Origin of the sequence: Parabacteroides sp. CH2-D42-20, from assembly GCF_003670185.1 — a bacterium.
GTDB classification, from domain to species: Bacteria; Bacteroidota; Bacteroidia; order Bacteroidales; family Tannerellaceae; genus Parabacteroides; species Parabacteroides distasonis.
The window spans coordinates 45,619-62,744 of sequence record NZ_RAYG01000012.1 but is presented as its reverse complement, the minus strand read 5'-3'; the positions used below and the strand labels follow the sequence as shown (position 1 = coordinate 62,744).

Annotated in this window: 22 protein-coding genes; 14 read left to right on the top strand and 8 right to left on the bottom strand. The window is 48.6% G+C overall.

Going from position 1 to position 17,126, the window contains the following annotated elements; all coding sequences use genetic code 11:
* Positions 1-10: 10 nt before the first annotated feature.
* From D7V92_RS22230 to D7V92_RS09150, 5 genes are all read right to left on the bottom strand, one after another.
* Positions 11-154, bottom strand: a complete 144-nt coding sequence (locus tag D7V92_RS22230) for a hypothetical protein (protein WP_005865985.1) — start codon at positions 152-154, stop codon at positions 11-13.
* Between the two features lie 2 nt (positions 155-156).
* Positions 157-294: a hypothetical protein gene (locus D7V92_RS22225; protein ID WP_172618146.1), complete on the bottom strand. Its 138-nt coding sequence runs from the start codon at positions 292-294 to the stop codon at positions 157-159.
* Positions 295-308: 14 nt separating this feature from the next.
* Positions 309-710: a hypothetical protein gene (locus tag D7V92_RS09165; RefSeq protein WP_044545354.1), complete on the bottom strand. Its 402-nt coding sequence runs from the start codon at positions 708-710 to the stop codon at positions 309-311.
* A gap of 53 nt (positions 711-763) precedes the next feature.
* Positions 764-1,885 (bottom strand): transcriptional regulator, encoded by a 1,122-nt coding sequence (locus tag D7V92_RS09160; protein WP_121772743.1) that lies wholly within the window; start codon positions 1,883-1,885, stop codon positions 764-766.
* 511 nt (positions 1,886-2,396) lie between these two features.
* Positions 2,397-3,329 carry a site-specific integrase gene (locus D7V92_RS09150; RefSeq protein ID WP_008780828.1) on the bottom strand — a complete coding sequence of 311 codons (933 nt, stop codon included), beginning with the start codon at positions 3,327-3,329 and terminating at the stop codon, positions 2,397-2,399.
* A gap of 142 nt (positions 3,330-3,471) precedes the next feature.
* Here D7V92_RS09150 and D7V92_RS09145 point away from each other — a divergent pair, with 142 nt between their 5' ends.
* Together D7V92_RS09145 and D7V92_RS09140 are read left to right on the top strand one after the other, a co-directional pair.
* Positions 3,472-4,104: a BT4734/BF3469 family protein gene (locus tag D7V92_RS09145; RefSeq protein ID WP_121772742.1), complete on the top strand. Its 633-nt coding sequence runs from the start codon at positions 3,472-3,474 to the stop codon at positions 4,102-4,104.
* 26 nt (positions 4,105-4,130) lie between these two features.
* Complete coding sequence (locus D7V92_RS09140; RefSeq protein ID WP_121772741.1) at positions 4,131-5,930, top strand: DUF3987 domain-containing protein; 1,800 nt, start codon at positions 4,131-4,133, stop codon at positions 5,928-5,930.
* A gap of 233 nt (positions 5,931-6,163) precedes the next feature.
* On the opposite strand, the gene D7V92_RS09135 is transcribed toward D7V92_RS09140, so the two are convergent.
* Entirely contained in the window at positions 6,164-6,403 is a 240-nt protein-coding gene (locus D7V92_RS09135; protein ID WP_008774053.1) for a DUF4248 domain-containing protein, read from the bottom strand.
* 227 nt (positions 6,404-6,630) lie between these two features.
* Here D7V92_RS09135 and D7V92_RS09130 point away from each other — a divergent pair, with 227 nt between their 5' ends.
* From D7V92_RS09130 to kdsA, 11 genes are all read left to right on the top strand, one after another.
* Complete coding sequence (locus tag D7V92_RS09130) at positions 6,631-7,128, top strand: HU family DNA-binding protein (RefSeq protein WP_005865971.1); 498 nt, start codon at positions 6,631-6,633, stop codon at positions 7,126-7,128.
* 10 nt (positions 7,129-7,138) lie between these two features.
* Positions 7,139-7,330: a hypothetical protein gene (locus D7V92_RS22730; RefSeq protein WP_121772782.1), complete on the top strand. Its 192-nt coding sequence runs from the start codon at positions 7,139-7,141 to the stop codon at positions 7,328-7,330.
* Between the two features lie 65 nt (positions 7,331-7,395).
* Positions 7,396-7,494, top strand: coding sequence for a smalltalk protein (locus D7V92_RS22060; RefSeq protein WP_158598884.1), 99 nt, complete (start codon positions 7,396-7,398; stop codon positions 7,492-7,494).
* 220 nt (positions 7,495-7,714) lie between these two features.
* A complete protein-coding gene (locus D7V92_RS09120) occupies positions 7,715-8,161 on the top strand; it encodes an N-acetylmuramoyl-L-alanine amidase (RefSeq protein WP_022192914.1) in 447 nt (148 codons plus the stop codon).
* Between the two features lie 78 nt (positions 8,162-8,239).
* On the top strand, positions 8,240-9,091 hold the full coding sequence (prmA, locus tag D7V92_RS09115; protein ID WP_121772740.1) for a 50S ribosomal protein L11 methyltransferase: 852 nt from the start codon (positions 8,240-8,242) through the stop codon (positions 9,089-9,091).
* An 89-nt stretch (positions 9,092-9,180) separates the two neighbouring features.
* Entirely contained in the window at positions 9,181-9,402 is a 222-nt protein-coding gene (locus D7V92_RS09110; protein WP_121772739.1) for a YtxH domain-containing protein, read from the top strand.
* A gap of 6 nt (positions 9,403-9,408) precedes the next feature.
* Positions 9,409-9,813, top strand: coding sequence for a phage holin family protein (locus tag D7V92_RS09105; protein WP_121736164.1), 405 nt, complete (start codon positions 9,409-9,411; stop codon positions 9,811-9,813).
* Positions 9,773-10,147 (top strand): hypothetical protein, encoded by a 375-nt coding sequence (locus tag D7V92_RS09100; RefSeq protein ID WP_121772738.1) that lies wholly within the window; start codon positions 9,773-9,775, stop codon positions 10,145-10,147. The genes D7V92_RS09105 and D7V92_RS09100 overlap by 41 nt, the downstream gene beginning before the upstream one ends.
* Positions 10,148-10,332: 185 nt before the next feature.
* Positions 10,333-11,334, top strand: a complete 1,002-nt coding sequence (gap, locus tag D7V92_RS09095; RefSeq protein WP_005861834.1) for a type I glyceraldehyde-3-phosphate dehydrogenase — start codon at positions 10,333-10,335, stop codon at positions 11,332-11,334.
* A gap of 69 nt (positions 11,335-11,403) precedes the next feature.
* On the top strand, positions 11,404-12,327 hold the full coding sequence (miaA, locus tag D7V92_RS09090; RefSeq protein WP_005861832.1) for a tRNA (adenosine(37)-N6)-dimethylallyltransferase MiaA: 924 nt from the start codon (positions 11,404-11,406) through the stop codon (positions 12,325-12,327).
* Positions 12,324-13,127: a 3-deoxy-8-phosphooctulonate synthase gene (gene kdsA, locus D7V92_RS09085; RefSeq protein ID WP_121772737.1), complete on the top strand. Its 804-nt coding sequence runs from the start codon at positions 12,324-12,326 to the stop codon at positions 13,125-13,127. The genes miaA and kdsA overlap by 4 nt, the downstream gene beginning before the upstream one ends.
* Before the next feature lie 62 nt (positions 13,128-13,189).
* Here kdsA and D7V92_RS09080 read toward each other — a convergent pair whose 3' ends face one another.
* Entirely contained in the window at positions 13,190-13,840 is a 651-nt protein-coding gene (locus D7V92_RS09080) for a Crp/Fnr family transcriptional regulator (protein ID WP_369799702.1), read from the bottom strand.
* 213 nt (positions 13,841-14,053) lie between these two features.
* Between D7V92_RS09080 and D7V92_RS09075 the strand changes: the two genes are divergently transcribed.
* Positions 14,054-16,258, top strand: coding sequence for a DUF5686 family protein (locus D7V92_RS09075; RefSeq protein WP_121772736.1), 2,205 nt, complete (start codon positions 14,054-14,056; stop codon positions 16,256-16,258).
* Here D7V92_RS09075 and D7V92_RS09070 read toward each other — a convergent pair.
* A complete protein-coding gene (locus D7V92_RS09070) occupies positions 16,252-17,124 on the bottom strand; it encodes an N-acetylmuramoyl-L-alanine amidase-like domain-containing protein (protein WP_121772735.1) in 873 nt (290 codons plus the stop codon). The genes D7V92_RS09075 and D7V92_RS09070 overlap by 7 nt on opposite strands.
* Between the last annotated feature and the right edge of the window lie 2 nt (positions 17,125-17,126).

Sequence of the window (17,126 nt, the reverse complement as noted above, 5' to 3'; positions counted from 1 at the left end):
ACGTATAAGATTAATTCTTTCCTTCATCCATCTTCCCCCGCATGTAAGCGATATACCGCTCCACGGCTTCATGGGCCAGCCGGCGGAACCGATCCTCGTCATCCAGATGTTCCCAAAGGAGATCCAACAGGCGGACATAGATGCTAAAATGCATGTCTACACCTTTTTTAAAGCGTTATAGGTACTGCCGCCCATACCTCCGGTTACGCAGACGATGGATTTGGTCAGCTTGGTGACTTTCAGCAGCGTGTCGATGTAATCACCCAGACGGGGAAAGGATTGTTGTCGGTACATATGTGATAATCGTATTAATTTCTCTGAAATCCGTACGTGTGGGGATACGGCAGTCCCGATACCTCCCGCTCGTGCCACGACCGGTAATCTTCCGCAGGGAAAACGGGGACGGTCAATCGCTTATAATCCGGCTCGTCGATCCGCAAGATATGCTTGCGGGCGTACGAACGCAGCGAGCGATCCGTTACGGACACCATCACGACCGGAAACGGATACCCGAACAGGCGCATCGGCGTGGTCTCGCTGTCCGGGAACGCACGACGCAACTGATAGGCCGAACGCTCGAAGGCGACCCAGTAAGGCCCCGTACAATACAAGTGCATGGAGGTATGGTTCGCACGCTCACGTTCCATGATCTCGCACAAATGGTCGTTCAGCAACGCCACCAAACGAACGCCGGAAGGAAGGGTAGACATCAAATTTGAATTATGAATTTTGGATTATGATTTAAACTGTCAACTGCCACTTCTCAACTGTCAACCGATTCGTGGCCCAGCCATCTATCATAGTCGCCCAGCCGGCGGATCAAGGATAATTTACTTTTCTTAGGCGAGGGATCGACTTGCCAAGGATCCACTAGCTCGTGTGCCATGCGACGGTAGAGAGCGTTATCCGTACAGCCGTACAAGGTGACCAGCAACAGGGCACGGGATTGCGGTGCTTTCACGACAGGCAATAAGCCGCGCATCGTGTCGTGCAAGCGAACGAAAGCCTCCTCATCGCCCGACAGCTTATAGGTCGGGAGGAGCAACGCGCACAGCTTGCAACGCATCACGTCTGTCTCCGCACGCAAAGAGGCATATCCCCGCAGTACCTCGCCGGCCAATCGTCGATCCTCCTCGCAGACACTGCCGGAAGCATGGTAACGTCCCAAGGCCTCGTGCAGGCCCTCCGACAGGCGGTCGTTGTCCAGATGGGTATAAACGTGCTTGCTCTTCGCGTTCAACTCGATCAACTCGTACTCACCCGCCTTCACCTCGAACAAGGGTACCCACATGCAATCCAGTATGCGTGCCATCACCTCCTTATGACCGCCGCCCGGCTGGATCACCACCTCGGCCTCCATCCCGGTAAAATAACCGGACGTGATGCGTACCCGATCCCCCTTCAACAAGCGGGTGCTCTCCGGCACGTACACCGGAAGCTCGTTGGAGTAAGCCTCCGCCACCCAGCGCAAATTCGCCATCTCCTGATCCAAGAGGTGCGGGAAATAGGTCGTACTCCCGGAAGAGACACGGGGAAGGAAATTATACAAGGGGAGTGCCTGCTTCATGCGGAAGATTTCCTCTACCGAAGAACGGATAAACACGTAGTTGAACAGCAAAGGTCGCCTCGTGTTGACCAGCTTGCCACCCACCTTTCGCACCTCCACGTACGAGGGGGCGAAATACTCGAAAACAGTCTCTCCCCGACGTTCCCGCCGGGAAAGCTCCACGTCCAAGCCTTTGGAGGGGCTGATCCGGTCACGCCGTCCACCCGCGGCGGTAGGAAGCGTGAGCACGTACCAGCGCACGGCTTTCAAGTCATGACGCTTGCCGGCCTGTGTCAGGCCCCCCTTCGGACGATCGTTTCTCAAAATACGCGTCGGCATGATTCTCTTTTCCCTAAGATATACGAGGAGTTCCCCTCTGATTAAACGACAATTCAAAGCCCTGCCAAGCGTACCCTATTTACGCCTAACACACAGCACTTTAAGTTTTCAAATATGGCATTTCTGAAAATTACCATACCTAGTGAATATTTAGCTACTCGGGAAGTAGCGTAAAAGGTGCGAGAACGGTTATCACCCAGTTGTAGAGACGGGGCGTGCCCCGTCTCCCACCGTCTGACAGTAATTTAAAATACCATTTTGAGGGGATGAGACGGGGCACGCCCCGTCTCTACAAGAAGGTATGTTCGATTTTTAGAAGGGACGTAATGATGTAGGAAATACGAGGTCATTTCGTCTCTATTGTCATGTCTATACATGAGCAATAAGAACGAAGATTTAAGGAGAATCAAGGTCGAAGCGCAAACAAAAGCCTAATGATTGTTTGCTATTTGTTATTTTTTACTACATTCGCGGCATGAAAGAATACGCTACTTCCCGAGTAGCCAACCTCTTACCCCACCTCGGATACCGGTTTATACACGCTCTCAAAGCAAGCCCGGTTCACCGCCGACAGACGTTCCAAGGAAAAGCTCTTCAAGTAAATTTGCGTGGTCTTGATAGACGTATGCCCCAACAGCTCACTGATCATCTCGATCGGTACGTCCTGTTCCTTCAAGGTCGTGGCGAAAGAGTGACGGATCGTGTACGAGGTGACCGGCTCACCCACACCACAAGTCTCCGCCAGCGACCTCAAGTCGCGGTTAAAGCGCAGCAAGGCGCCGTTGTATTCCGCATAGGCCGCCTCACCCGTTTTCTTCCCGCTCAGAAACGGGAACAGGTAAGGCGAGTCCTTGTCCGTGCAAACCGCCAACTCATCCAACAAGAGCCGTACATCGGCCGGGATCTCCACCCGGATGAAAGACCCGCTCTTCTGACGATGGTACGACAAGACCCCGTCCTTGACATTCTCTTTCCGCAAATGGGCGAAATCCACGAACGCCATCCCGCTGAACGAGAACATCAGGCAAAAACACAGCTGGGTTCTCCGCATCTCCGGCTCAACTCTCGGAGTCCCCATCAACGAGCGCAAGCAATCCAAAGGCAACGCCTTCTTCCGCTTGCTCTCCACGCCAGTAAACACCCCCTTGAACAGATTCGGGATATACGAAACCTCGCCAGCCTCCACCGCCAAGTTATAGATATGCCGGATTCGCCGCATATAGGTGGACACCGTATTGCGCATACAGCCCCGCTTCGACAGCCATGCCTGATAAAGCAAGAGCCTCTCTTTGTCTATATAGGCATAAGGGATTTCCTCCATCCCGCAAAAACACTTGAACGAGCGTAAAGCGTCCAGATAACTCTTCGCAGTGGAATAACGCCCCACCTCACGAAGGTGGGCTATATAAGCCAACATACCCGCCACCACGTCTTCTTTTTTCATATAAATCCTCCTTAAATCCTTGTTTATTCTGTTATCTTTTATTTAATCATGTCAACACCATTAACATTGGGACGAACTGTTCGTCCCGCGCTTTATTTTATTAATCCGACCTTCACCGCCGTTAATCTAAGAAAAAGAATACATGAAAAATGAATTTAAAATGTCCCTTTTCGCAGCCCCGATCTCACCGGTCAAAGATAGCCTAACGGGACGAGTATCACGACCGGCTACCGTATATCCCAGTCGAGAAGTCACCTTACAGGAGGTGGTCCGACTCATCACCGGCGATCCGGCCCTCGAACGCCTCACCCGGCAGCTCCGCCTCCCGCTTGAGACGGGTGACAAGGAACGATTCAGCGAGCTGAAACGGCAAACGCTACCGTATGTCACGCCTTGCGGGACTTTCTCCTACCGGAAAAGCGATCGGCTCCTGGCCCCGAGCGGATTGGTGGTAGTGGATGTAGACGGATTGGACTCTACCGCGGAGGCGGAGGCCCTCCGAAGACAGCTGTTCGACGATGCCTACCTATGCCCCGCTCTCTGCTTCATCAGCCCGAGCGAACGAGGCGTAAAGGCTTTCGTCCCCTATCCGGAACATCCCGGAAACGAGACACCCGCCTATATCTCCGAGCATATCCTAGGCGTAATGAACTACGTGGAATATGTGTATGGTGACGGAGAGACGCGAGGCTCCCGGAAAGTAGACCCGAGCGGCAAAGACATCGTCCGCTCCTGTTTCCTATGTCATGATCCCAACGCACTTTTTAGGATTTGAAATCTAACTCATAAATCAGAAATTACATGTCAGACAGTTTATCCCGCTTAGTAGAAGCGGTTCGTTCGGCGGGTGTAGATATCGCCCCCGGATATTGTGAATACGTGCGCTTGGCGTTTGCCATCGCCAACGATTGCGGCGAGGCAGGACGAGAAGGTTTCATCACCCTGTGTTCCCTATCGGTGAAGTTTAACCGGGAGAAGGCCGAACGGCTTTTCTCCAACGCCTTGAATAAGGGAGACCACAGGATACACCTCGGTACGGCCTTCCACTTGGCCGAACTGGCGGGCGTACGTTTGGAACCTCCAAGCCGCCCCCGCGATACGCACGCAAATAATGCAAGTAATGCAAGTAATGCAGCACCTGTTTCCCACACACGTGCGTGCGATAATAATGTAGAGATCGAGGAGCAGGTCGATCCGTTCACCCACCTGCCCTTCTTCCCCGAGGGGCATGAGTGGCCCCGGATGTTGCGGCAGATCATGGCGTTCGGACAGAGCCGGGAGCAACGGGACGTACTCCTTCTGGGCGGGCTCACCACCTTGGGCGCCTCGCTCGCCCAGACGCTGCGGTTCCTATATGGCGGCAAATGGTTCTTCTCCAGTTTGCAAACCTTCGTCGTCGCTCCTCCCGCCTCCGGAAAAGGCGTGCTCGCATGGACGCGAATGCTCGTGCAACCGATCCACGACGAGATCCGGGCGACCGTGGCGGAGGAGATGAGAAGGTATAAGAAAGAGATGACCTCCTTCAATTCCTTGGGACGGGAAAAGGCGAAAGCCGAGGAGCCGGAAATGCCTCTCAACCGTATGTTTATATTCTCCGGCAACAACACCGGTACCGGTATCTTGCAGAATATCATCGACTCAGGCGGCGTGGGGATCATCTGCGAGACCGAGGCGGACATGGTCAGCAACTCCATCGCCTCGGATTATGGCCATTGGAGCGAGGTGATCCGCAGCTCGTTCGATCACGACCCGCTCAGTTACAACCGGCGGACAGACCGGGAGTATCGGGAGCTGCGGCACTCCCACCTGTCGGTATTGATAAGCGGGACGCCCGGGCAGGTGAAGCCGCTGATCCCTTCCAGCGAGAACGGATTGTTCTCCCGGCAAATGTTCTATTATATGCCCCGTGTACTTCACTGGATCAACCAGTTCAGCCTACAGCGGACCGACACGTCGCTGGAGTTCCAGAAATTGGGCAAGGACTGGATCGCTCACTTGAGAGAGATCCAGAAACTGGGGGTGATCTCGCTTCGCTTGACCGACGCGCAAATCGTCTCCTTCAACGAGGTGTTCCAAACCTTGTTCGAGCGCTCCCGAAAGGGTACCGGCAACGAGATGAACAGCTCCGTCGTACGGATGGCCATCAATATCGGACGTATCCTGTCGATCGTCGCCCTATTGCGGATAACAGGGGAATGCGAGGAGGCGGGAGACTTCGCCGCCAGCCTGCGCAAGTCGCCCCGGCTCACGCCAGACCCGCAGACCTGCTCCGACAACATCAAGGACGGGATCATCACCCGCTGGGATCTCTCCATCCAAGAGGATGATTTCCAAGCGGTCCTTTCCTTGGCCGAGCCTATGTACCTACACGCCGTACACATACTCTCGTTCCTTCCCGCCAACGAGGTGAAGAACCGGGGCATGGCCGACCAAGAACGTCTCTTCATCGCCTTGGATACGGGTTTCACCTATCAATCCCTCTTGGAAGAAGCCGAGAAGCTGAAGATACCCAAAAACACCGCATGCAGTTGCTTGCAACGTTGGCAGAAACAGGGAATCGTCCGAAAGGGAGAAAAACGAGGGGATTATAAGAAAACATAATCCCTCTTCCTCCTCTTCTTTTAAGTATGTACGCACGTGTGTGGGAAAACAGGTACTGCATTACTTGCATTATTTGCATTACTCGCATAAGTCGCACGCCCCACACGTACACCGGCATCGCCTCACGCCTACGCCCGTACAGGGCCACGCCGATATACGTGTGGGCTAACGTCAATATACGCATGAAGCGATGCCGATATACGCATGCGAAAGCGAACGTGGAAGATCCTCGTTCAAGGACGGCCCAAATAGCGAAAGATCAGTTCCACTTGCAGGGAGGTGAAAATCCGCTGCCGGTTTTGGTAGCCTGTCTCATCCAGCTCATGGCTGAGCTTCTGATGATGTCGGACCCATCCCGCCAAGCGGTTGAGAGCGGAACTCGGACTGATATCGGGAGCATAGGCCATGGCCAACTCCCGTTTGCTATAAGGGCGCACCGGCCACCCTTCCTGATATTCGTTATTTGTCTGCATAAAATAGGTGTTTTTCAATTCATTTACAGGAATAAAGATACTGAAAAAGTACGAATCCGGCAACGATCCGATCCACTAATATTCATCTTTTATCACCTTATATACCCCGATTTCACACCGCCTCTACGAGACTCATTCCGGAGGAAACCGGAAGTCGTACATTCGTAATCGAAAACAGATCGATCCCATTTTCAATTATCAATTATCAATTTTTAATTATCAAAACTATGGCATTAAATTACAGTGTGGCCCTTCGGCCCAACCCTTTGAAGAAAGACGAGCCGGCGAAAGCGTACGCCACGGCACAGGTCAATGGAGAGCTGTCGCTCAAGCAACTGAGTCGCCGGGTATCCATGCAAACCACCGTCAGCCGTGCGGACGTGGTAGCGGTATTGATCTCCACCGTCGAGAACCTGCTTGATGCCCTCCAAGAGGGAAAGCAGGTGGATTTCGGCGATTTAGGCAAATTCCGTCTACAGATACTCAACGAGGGGGCGGAGAGTCTTGAGAAATTCACATCTACAAACATCACCGGTGTCAACATCCAGTATATACCGGGTGAGGACCTGAAGAACATCTTCGCCGGACTGGAGTTCCAGCCGGTGGCCAGTCGCAAGGCTCAGCAAGCCGTGCTTCGTGCGGAGAAGGCCGGGGAAACCTCTGTCGATATCAGCAAGAAGCCCGCTTCCGGAGGGGACGACTCGGAATCGCCTGACGAGATCTAGCGTGTCACTTTTGGCTTGTACCCAATCGGTATGTCACTTTTGGCTTGACCCAAAAGTAACCAAAAGGTCAAGGCTGACGCTGACGGGCTACTTCGAGACCTGCGCTCGCTGTCGAATCCCAACTCGCTACGCTCAAACAGGGATGCTCCGGGCACTCGCTACGGTCTCTCCGCTTTACGCCCGTCCGCTGAGGCCGTCCTAAGGAAAGCGTCGCTTTCCTCTTATATCAGCCGGGATATCATTATTCACTATTAATTATTAATTATCATGAAGAAGTCTGTTTGGAGTACCATTCTCAAAGTGATCATCGCTGTTGCTACCGCCATCGCAGGTGCCTTCGGCCTGCAAGCCTGCAACCCGTTCTAGCGTAGCAGAGCCGTTCCCCTCCCCAAAGAGCCGGGACGGCTCTCCCTCCGGCCTTAGCGGGCGGCCGAAGTGAGCGACAGGAGTGTCCCTGTCTGAGCGAAGCGAGTTGGGACGCGACAGCGAGCGAAGGCCGACGAGTAGCCCGTCCGCGTCAGCCTTGAACTTTTGGTTACTTTTCTTTCAAGAGAAAAGTAACACACAAACAAAAAAAAGAATAAAAATGAAACAATATTGCTTTTACCAGAATTACAGGGAGGTTCGCCTCCTTGTAATTCATTGCAGCGCAACACGCTACGACCGGGATTTTCCAGTGGAAGCGCTTCGAGGCGCACATAAGGATCGTGGGTTCGCCGACATCGGCTATCATTACTATATCACCCGGGATGGAGAGCTGCACCGCTGCCGGCCGGAGAACCAGATCGGGGCACACGCCTCGGGCTGGAACGATCACAGTCTGGGTATTTGCTACGAGGGCGGATTGGATGAGCGAGGTCTTCCCGCTGATACCCGCACGTATGCCCAGCGTTGTACCCTGCTCGATCTCTTGCGGCAGCTACGCCGTGATTACCCGTCGGCACGTATCTTAGGACATTATCAACTCAGCACCAACATTCGCAAGGCTTGCCCCTGCTTCGACGCGGAGAAAGAATATGCGGAATTGTATTAGGCTTCGTGATATTTGAATAGGCAACAGATTTTTTCGTATGTTTGCGGACAATATAGAAAATAAACAAAAAGATACGACATGAACTACTACGAACTTAGTTTCACATACACCTCCCCTATCGAGAAAGAGATTATCAATGACGTGCTGGCCGCCGAGTTGGGGGAAATCGGTTTTGAGAGCTTTACGGAAAGCGAGAAGGGTTTGCAGGGATATATATCCGAGGCTTTATACGACAAAAAGACATTGGATGATAAACTGGCCGACTTTCCGCTAGAGAATACCCGGATCGATTACACCTCCAAATGGGTAGAAAGCAAGGATTGGAATGAGGAGTGGGAGAAAAATTATTTCAAACCGATCCGGATCGGAAACGAGTGCATTATCCGTGCCTCCTTCCACGAGGCGGAGCCCGGCTATACATATAATATAATAATAGACCCGAAAATGGCTTTCGGCACCGGCAATCACGAAACGACTTATTTGATGATAAGCGAGATGCTGAAACTAGACCTAGAAGGCAAGGAGCTACTGGATATGGGATGCGGCACAGCCGTGCTGGCCATCTTGGCCCGGCTGAAAGGGGCGAAACGGGTAGCGGCCATCGACATCGACGAATGGGCTTATAACAACGCCCTAGAGAATATCCGCCTGAATCATACCGAAGACATACAAGTTGCCTTGGGCGGCGCCGAGAAAATCAAGGAATTCGGGCTATTCGACATCGTCTTCGCCAATATCAACCGGAACATCCTCCTGAATGACATTCGTCAATATACAAACAGTATGAAACCGGGAAGCATCCTATTTATGAGCGGCTTTTATGTAGAAGATATCCCGGCGATAGAAGCAGAATGTCAGAAGAACGGGCTGAAATTGGATTCTTATAACGAAAGAAATAACTGGGTTGCCGTGAAGGTCTTAAAAGGATAACTTTTTTTAACAACGAAAGTTAAGACAAGGATAAACCTTAATCCAAATAAATACGTTATCTTAGTAGAAACTTCTAAAAAGAAAAAGTTATGAAAAGCGTAGATTCAAAATTATTACTTGGCCTTGTAGTAGGCGCGGCTGTTGGTGCCGCTGTAGGTTATTTGGCAGCGACAGATAAGAGAGAACAATTACTGGAAGAATTGAACGGTGTTGTCGGAAAAGTAAAAGAAGGTTTTAACTCCGCTCTTGAGAAGTACAAGGAAGGAAAGCGGGAAGTGATACAGGCAACGGAAGAAATCACCGCGGAGTAAGTTTGTATGGAAAAGGATTCAGGAAAAATCTTCAGTGAGCTGAAAAAAGACGTTACAGCTTACATGGAGTCAAAACTTGAGCTCCTGAAATTGAGCGCATATGAGAGAACGGGTAAAGTCATATCCGTTCTCTCGTATGGTTTGATATTATTGTTCTTAGGATTCTTCGCCATACTGTTCATATTTATGGCCGTAGGATTTTTCTTGGGCGAATGGCTAGGTTCCTCCGGAGCCGGACTAGGCATCGTGGCCCTATTATATTTGCTACTTATCGGTATCATTCTATTAACGAAGGATAGGATAAGGACGAAAATAATCAATGAGGTAATAGCCGCGCTGTCAGCAAATGATGATAAAAATGAGACGAACTATGAGCAAGCAGCAAACCCCACTGGAGAGACTGATTTCTGATAAAGAACGCATACAGAGGCAATGTAAGCGGCAAGAGCAGAAATTAAATGAGGATTTCTCTTATATACAGGAGAACGCCGGAAGCTTGTTGCTATCGGGATTATCGTCTCTCATTTTTCCCGGCAATAAGCCAACAGCAAAAAGCAACGACAAGAACACGGCGTCCATAGCGGCCGGACAACCCTCCATCGCTTTAGGGATCTCAGACTATTTATCCATAGCGAAAGGCCTGATTCCCTTCGCTTGGGATCTCGCTCAACCATTTATCATGACGTGGGGAATCAAGAAAGCGAAAAAATGGTTCTCTAATCTCTTATTCAAGAAAAAGAAATAACCTCCAACAATTAATTTATGTTAGAGGGCAGGTTTTTCTGCCTATATTATAAGGCTCGATACAAAAAACATGACTACATTTGCAGTCGTTAAAGCAAGGGATAAAATGAATATCTACTCCTTGCGATGGATTAGAGATAAAAATAAAGACTTATTATTAATAAACCCATAAAAAGTTTTATTACAATGATCAAACTAGGTATTAACGGTTTCGGCCGTATCGGACGTATGGTGTTCCGTGCTGCAGTTGCTAACTTTGGCAACGACATTCAAGTTGTAGGTATTAACGACCTTTTGGATGCTGATTACTTGGCATACATGTTGAAATATGACTCAGTACACGGTCGTTTCGACGGCGAAGTAGCTGTAGAAGACGGCGCTTTGGTTGTAAACGGTAACAAGATCCGTTTAACTGCTGAGATGGATCCTGCTAACTTGAAATGGAACGAGGTTGACGCTGACGTTGTTGTTGAGTCTACTGGTTTCTTCTTGACAGATGAGACAGCTCGCAAGCACATCCAAGCTGGCGCTAAGAAAGTTATCATGTCTGCTCCTTCTAAGGACGCTACTCCTATGTTCGTTTACGGTGTTAACCATACAACTTACGCAGGTCAAGACATTATCTCTAACGCTTCTTGTACTACAAACTGCTTGGCTCCTATCGCTAAGGTTTTGAACGACAAGTTCGGTATCGTTAAAGGTTTGATGACGACAGTTCACGCTGCTACAGCTACTCAGAAGACTGTAGACGGTCCTTCTAAGAAAGACTGGAGAGGTGGTCGTGGTATCCTTGAGAACATCATCCCTTCTTCAACGGGTGCCGCTAAGGCTGTAGGTAAAGTATTACCTGTATTGAACGGCAAATTGACAGGTATGGCTTTCCGTGTACCGACTTCTGATGTTTCTGTTGTTGACTTGACAGTAGTTCTTGAGAAAGAGGCTTCTATGGCTGACATCTGCGCTGCAATGAAGGAAGCTTCTGAAGGCGAATTGAAAGGTGTTCTTGGTTATACTGAAGACGCAGTTGTTTCAACTGACTTCCGTGGCTGTGCTAACACTTCTATCTTCGACGCTAAAGCTGGTATCTCTTTGGATTCTAACTTCGCTAAGATCGTATCTTGGTACGACAACGAGTGGGGTTATTCAAACAAAGTTTGTGAGATGGCTCGCGTTATCGCTGGTAAGTAATTTATTACCACTCTACATAGAAAAGGCTATCCTCTTTGAGGATGGCCTTTTTTTTCGTACGTTTGTATCATGAAATCATATGAACTTATCACGATTCTAGGGCCTACGGCTTCTGGAAAGACGACCTTCGCCGCCGCTCTCGCCGCCCAGTTGGATACGGAGATCATCAGCGCTGATTCCCGGCAGATCTATCGTTCTATGGATATCGGGACGGGTAAGGATTTGGCCGATTACAACGTGAATGGAAAACAAATCCCCTATCACTTGATCGATATCTGCGAGCCCGGCTATAAATATAACGTATTTGAGTATCAGCATGACTTTTTCCGGGTCTATGAGGATATGAAGCGGAGGGGTAAACTCCCGATCTTATGTGGAGGAACCGGGATGTACATAGAGGCCGTACTAAAAGGATATAAGCTATTAGACGTGCCTCAAAATCCTGAGCTAAGGGAATCCTTGAGGAATAAAACCTTGGAGGAACTGGAAACCATCCTCGCCTCTTATAAGATATTACATAATAAAACGGACGTGGACACCGCCCAGCGGGCTATCCGTGCGATCGAGATCGAGGAGTATTATAAGACTCAGGCACCAGACGTAAATGAATATAATCCGATCAACAGCCTGATCATCGGTATCCACATCGACCGGGAATTACGTAGGGAAAAAATATCCAGACGCTTGCGGACCCGGTTGGACGAAGGAATGGTGGATGAGGTTCGTACGATCTTGGCTACGGGTGTTAAACCGGAAGACTTGATCTATTACGGATTGGAATATAAGTTTCTTACTTTATATATTATCGGGGAGCTTTCTTTTGAGGAGATGGTCTCGCAACTCGAGATAGCGATCCATCAATTCGCCAAGAGGCAAATGACTTGGTTCCGGGGCATGGAGCGCCGGGGTTGCGAGATTCATTGGATAGACGCCACTCTACCGACCGAAGAAAAAATAGCGACAACAATGCGAATTCTAAATAATCAGCTATGATAACAATAAACGATCTAAATAAAAGCGAGAACTTCTTCTTGATGGCAGGTCCTTGCGTAATCGAGGGGGAAGATATGGCGTTACGTATCGCCGAGAAAATAGTGGGTATCACGGAAAGACTGCATATACCCTATGTATTCAAAGGCTCCTATCGGAAAGCGAATCGCTCCCGTCTGGATTCTTTCACGGGCATCGGGGATGAGAAGGCGTTAAATATCTTACGGAAGGTGAGCGAGACGTTCGATATTCCCACCGTTACCGACATCCATGAGACAACGGAAGCTGCCATGGCCGCCGAATATGTCGATGTCCTTCAAATCCCGGCTTTCCTATGCCGCCAAACGGATTTATTGGTAGCGGCGGCCGAGACCGGGAAGATCGTCAATATAAAGAAAGGACAGTTCCTTTCGCCGGGTGCCATGCAATTCGCCGTACAAAAGGTAGTGGACGCAGGAAATGATAATGTCATGATCACCGAGCGGGGAACGACATTCGGCTATACCGACCTTGTTGTCGATTTCCGGGGTATCCCGCAAATGCAAACATTCGGTTTCCCAGTCATTATGGATGTAACCCATTCCTTGCAACAGCCGAACCAAACCTCCGGCGTGACCGGTGGATTGCCCGCCCTTATCGAGACGATAGCGAAAGCCGCTATAGCCATAGGCACGGACGGCCTGTTTATAGAGACCCACCCGGAGCCAAGCCAAGCCAAATCCGACGGGGCCAATATGCTCAGACTGGATTTATTAGAAGATCTTTTGACACGTTTGGTACGTTTACGCCAAGCGATCCTATAAAAAATAAGGGGCCCTTACTAAAAAGGCCCCTTTATTTCTTATTTTTACGATCAATAATCTAATTATCCCATCTTGCTGATTTTCTTCAACCGATCTTCATCTATCAACTTAATCTTTCTACCGTCTAAAGCAATGATACGTTCCGCCACAAAGGTGGACAACGTGCGAATAGCATTCGATGTAGTCATATTAGATAGATTTGCCAGATCTTCACGAGCCAAATAGATGCTTAACGTAGCACCGTCTTCTTCCAGTCCGTAACTATCTTTCAGGAATAACAAAGATTCAGCTAATCGCCCACGAATATGTTTTTGCGTAAGGTTAACCGTACGTTCATCCGAGATACCGAGATCAATGGATAATTGTCGGATGAAAAACATAGCCAAATTCGGATTACTCATTAAAAGGCCCGTAACCACTGTCATAGGAATCATGCAAACCGTAGAAGCCTCGAATGCGGAAGCGTTCGTCAAGTAATCTTCTTGAGCGAAACTAGCCCGGTAACCAAAATACTGCACAGGCTTAATCATTCGGATAATCTGGCTTCTGCCACCTACTCCATCCTTGTAAATCTTCACTTTACCCTTTAACAAGCACATCATGTCCTTTGGTTCGTCGCCCTCGCAATAAATCAACTCGTTACGTTTGAAATGCTGGATCGTCGAATTACTACGGAGGATCTCACGTTCCTTATCGGTCAGAACCCTCCACACCTCTGATAAACTGGCCGATAAATCGACCTCTTCTTTTTGCTGTTTAACCACGACTGCTATATAACATACTTATGAAGCACAAATATACGATTTTTCTTTTGATAAAATAAAAACTTTTGTACGATTAATTACACCATATTGTAACATTTTACTTTCTTTCACGTCTAAACTGAAATTTATTCATTATGTTTGTCTGGAAAGAATGTAAAATCGTTGAAAAAGTTATATTCGATACTTACCTTGATTTTAATCTCTATAAGTATTTTTGCGAAGAGCACTGATACTTATAGTGATAAGATCCTGTCTTTTGGCAAGGGGAATCGAGAAACGAGAGAACGGGCGGACTCGATCATGCACCTTGTTATCGAAAAGGCAACCCAATACCAAAATACGGTATCGAAATATGAGGCTGAGATCTATATCAAAGGACGTACAGAAATTTTAAAACAAAATATGTTAATACGTCTCGCCCACCATATCTTCCCTATCGACCGAAAAAATAAGGATATGCTTTTTGAGATGGTCAGCCAATCTAAATTTAACGCTCCGCAGAACTATCTTCACGATCTAAAGGCGGTCAACGGAAACAGCATACCCAACGGGAAAAAGCAGCAGGAGGCCTTGGCCTTCTTGAATTTGAACGTATACTCCCCTACCGCTTACGATGATGCTATCTTCATGCCGATAGCTAGCAACGCTTTTAAGTTTTATACGTTCAATTTGGAAGGGCTGGAAACTATCAACGGCTTGACGATTTACAAAATCCGTTTCCTGCCGAAGCAATGGAGCCAGAAATTGGTATGCGGGGATCTATATGTCATCGACCAGTCATGGACGATCGATAAGATCGATATGAACGGTCGTTACTCTTTCGCCGAATTCAACCTAGTCATGAGCTACGGACGGGATTTCAGGCGGTTCATCCTGCCCGAGAAGGCGGATCTATTCCTCCGATACAGGGTATTGGGAAACGCGGTGGCAACCACCTACCATTCTTCCTTTAAGTATCAGGAAGTGGAATGGGTGGAGGAGGACAACGAAAGCCATAAGTGGAAATCCTTGGACCTGACCAATTATTACAAACTCTCGTCCGATACGGTTCCTATTATCAGGGATTCCACGTATTGGAATATCCATCGTGACAATCCCTTGAGTCCGGATGAAGCCCACTTATACAGTAAAGCCCAAGAGCAGAATATAAGTAAAATCGATACGGCCGATGATCTCCAGAAGTACGTTAAACTAACGGAGCAGTTGACGAATACGGTCAATATGGATTATAAAACGACCCGTATTAAATATTCCGGCTTTCTAAATCCGTTCCAATTGGGTTATTCCGCCCGTAACGGCATCACTTACAAACAGCGATTCCGTATCAGCAAGACATTCGCCCGTGACAAACAGATTCGTTTCCGTCCGGAGATTGGTTACGTATTCAAGCGCAAGCAGATATTTTTCAAGGTCGGAGGCGATTGGGAATACTCGCCGCAGAAACGGGGAATCTTATCGGTAGAAGTAGGAAACAGTAATGAGAGTTATTCTTCCGAGATCACCCAAAAGATCAATGAGGAATTGAAGGATTCCACCTTCAATTTCGATGATTTAAACCTTGAGTATTTCAAGCATTACTATGCGGAAATAAAAAACTCCATCGAGTTATTCAATGGGTTTCAATTAACGACGGGTATCACTTACCACCGGCGTATCCCCTCTAAAAAGAGAGTGGAGATCGATCCCGGGGATGATGTAGAGGAAATACTCAGCCAAAATTATAATGACTTTACGCCCACGCTCGGTTTCTCCTATACCCCCCGCCAATATTATCGCATGGACGGATACCGGAAGGAGTATGTCTATTCTTACTATCCCACGATATCAATCGAAATAGCGAGAGGTATCCCCGGAGTCGGGAAAAGCTCAGGAGATTACGGACGTATAGAGGCAGACGTGCATCAAAGCCTTATGCTTGGCCTGTGCAGACGATTGAACTATCATATCAGCGCCGGTCTTTATACACAACAGAAGTCCACCTATTTCGCAGACTTTAGGTATTTCACCCGCAGGAATTTCCCCGATACGTGGGATGATCAGATTGGCGGAGTCTTCAATCTACTGAAAGGCGAGTGGTTCAATGCCTCCGATAAGTATATACAAGCACATTTCATGTATGAAAGCCCTTTTATCTTATTTAAGGTTCTCCGCATCAACTCCACGAAAAAGTTCATGCAAACGGCCTCACGCTATATCCTCTCCGAACGCTTTTATTGGAGCCAGCTATGGACACCGGTCTTGCCTAGCTATACGGAAGTCGGATACGGGATAGGGAACCATATCTTTAATATCGGGATATTCGCCGGATTCGATCGCTGGCATTACCAAAGCATGGGATTCAAGTTTGCCTTCGAGTTATTTCAATGAATCGATAGTGGGCGGGCTACCGATATCCCTTTACAGCTCTTTATCCCCTCGGCGTAATCTCGTAAGGAGGATGCTTGGATGATTACCTTTTTAGCGGAAGAAGAGGCATGGATAAATGTCAGTTGTCCATCCTTCCAATAGGCGATCCCGACATGCGTCACGTCCAGCCCCTTGATAGAAGTAACAAAACAGAGGATATCGCCATTCTTGATTCCGGACGAACATTTCTCGATCTCCTGTTTAGGCACATAATAATGAGGACGTAGGTTTATCTCCTTTTCCTTATCAGCCATCCTTCGAACTCTTTCCGGATGGTTCTTCAGTTGCTTATAGCTATCCGGATGCGTAGAGATAAAAGATAAATCCAAAGGTAGGGAGGCACCACCGATTTCCCTCCCCATATCTTTCACGATTCCTTTTCGCTCATTCTCATAGAACCAGTCCGTCATATAATGCAAACGATCTGTGTAATCCCCTATCGTACCCTCTCTGTACCGGAGCCGTTGTAGATTCTCACAGAAGTTCTCAAAGGTAGTTTTTTCCTCTCGCAGGGTACGGGATAAAGCCAATACGGTCTCTGCGAATGTGGTGCAATCCAGTTCCCGCAGATTGACCACCAAGCCCTCCGGCTCCTTTTCCAAGGTAGAGGCGACATAAGGAGTCCCCCGGAAGAAAAGGGCGGTATGGATCATTAGCTCGTCTAGGGGTAACGACTTCTTAGGCTCCATCTGAGTACAATACCGATCAAAAATAGCACGATCCTCATCCGTACAATACAATTTACGGGATGTATGCTCTTGGGCGTTCACTAAAAACACCATACATACACACATCCAAAAACCGAGCAGTAGCATTCCCCTTCTCATAA

Excerpts from the sequence above, each read along its gene's own strand:
- D7V92_RS22230 (WP_005865985.1), bottom strand. The coding sequence starts at position 154 with ATGCATTTTAGCATCTATGTCCGCCTGTTGGATCTCCTTTGGGAACAT.
- kdsA (WP_121772737.1), top strand. The coding sequence starts at position 12,324 with ATGATAACAATAAACGATCTAAATAAAAGCGAGAACTTCTTCTTGATG.
- D7V92_RS22225 (WP_172618146.1), bottom strand. The coding sequence starts at position 294 with ATGTACCGACAACAATCCTTTCCCCGTCTGGGTGATTACATCGACACG.
- D7V92_RS09135 (WP_008774053.1), bottom strand. The coding sequence starts at position 6,403 with ATGCAGACAAATAACGAATATCAGGAAGGGTGGCCGGTGCGCCCTTAT.
- prmA (WP_121772740.1), top strand. The coding sequence starts at position 8,240 with ATGAACTACTACGAACTTAGTTTCACATACACCTCCCCTATCGAGAAA.
- D7V92_RS09130 (WP_005865971.1), top strand. The coding sequence starts at position 6,631 with ATGGCATTAAATTACAGTGTGGCCCTTCGGCCCAACCCTTTGAAGAAA.
- D7V92_RS09120 (WP_022192914.1), top strand. The coding sequence starts at position 7,715 with ATGAAACAATATTGCTTTTACCAGAATTACAGGGAGGTTCGCCTCCTT.
- miaA (WP_005861832.1), top strand. The coding sequence starts at position 11,404 with ATGAAATCATATGAACTTATCACGATTCTAGGGCCTACGGCTTCTGGA.
- D7V92_RS09100 (WP_121772738.1), top strand. The coding sequence starts at position 9,773 with ATGAGCAAGCAGCAAACCCCACTGGAGAGACTGATTTCTGATAAAGAA.
- D7V92_RS09165 (WP_044545354.1), bottom strand. The coding sequence starts at position 710 with ATGTCTACCCTTCCTTCCGGCGTTCGTTTGGTGGCGTTGCTGAACGAC.
- D7V92_RS09070 (WP_121772735.1), bottom strand. The coding sequence starts at position 17,124 with ATGAGAAGGGGAATGCTACTGCTCGGTTTTTGGATGTGTGTATGTATG.
- gap (WP_005861834.1), top strand. The coding sequence starts at position 10,333 with ATGATCAAACTAGGTATTAACGGTTTCGGCCGTATCGGACGTATGGTG.
- D7V92_RS09110 (WP_121772739.1), top strand. The coding sequence starts at position 9,181 with ATGAAAAGCGTAGATTCAAAATTATTACTTGGCCTTGTAGTAGGCGCG.
- D7V92_RS22060 (WP_158598884.1), top strand. The coding sequence starts at position 7,396 with ATGAAGAAGTCTGTTTGGAGTACCATTCTCAAAGTGATCATCGCTGTT.
- D7V92_RS09150 (WP_008780828.1), bottom strand. The coding sequence starts at position 3,329 with ATGAAAAAAGAAGACGTGGTGGCGGGTATGTTGGCTTATATAGCCCAC.
- D7V92_RS09105 (WP_121736164.1), top strand. The coding sequence starts at position 9,409 with ATGGAAAAGGATTCAGGAAAAATCTTCAGTGAGCTGAAAAAAGACGTT.
- D7V92_RS09145 (WP_121772742.1), top strand. The coding sequence starts at position 3,472 with ATGAAAAATGAATTTAAAATGTCCCTTTTCGCAGCCCCGATCTCACCG.
- D7V92_RS09140 (WP_121772741.1), top strand. The coding sequence starts at position 4,131 with ATGTCAGACAGTTTATCCCGCTTAGTAGAAGCGGTTCGTTCGGCGGGT.
- D7V92_RS09160 (WP_121772743.1), bottom strand. The coding sequence starts at position 1,885 with ATGCCGACGCGTATTTTGAGAAACGATCGTCCGAAGGGGGGCCTGACA.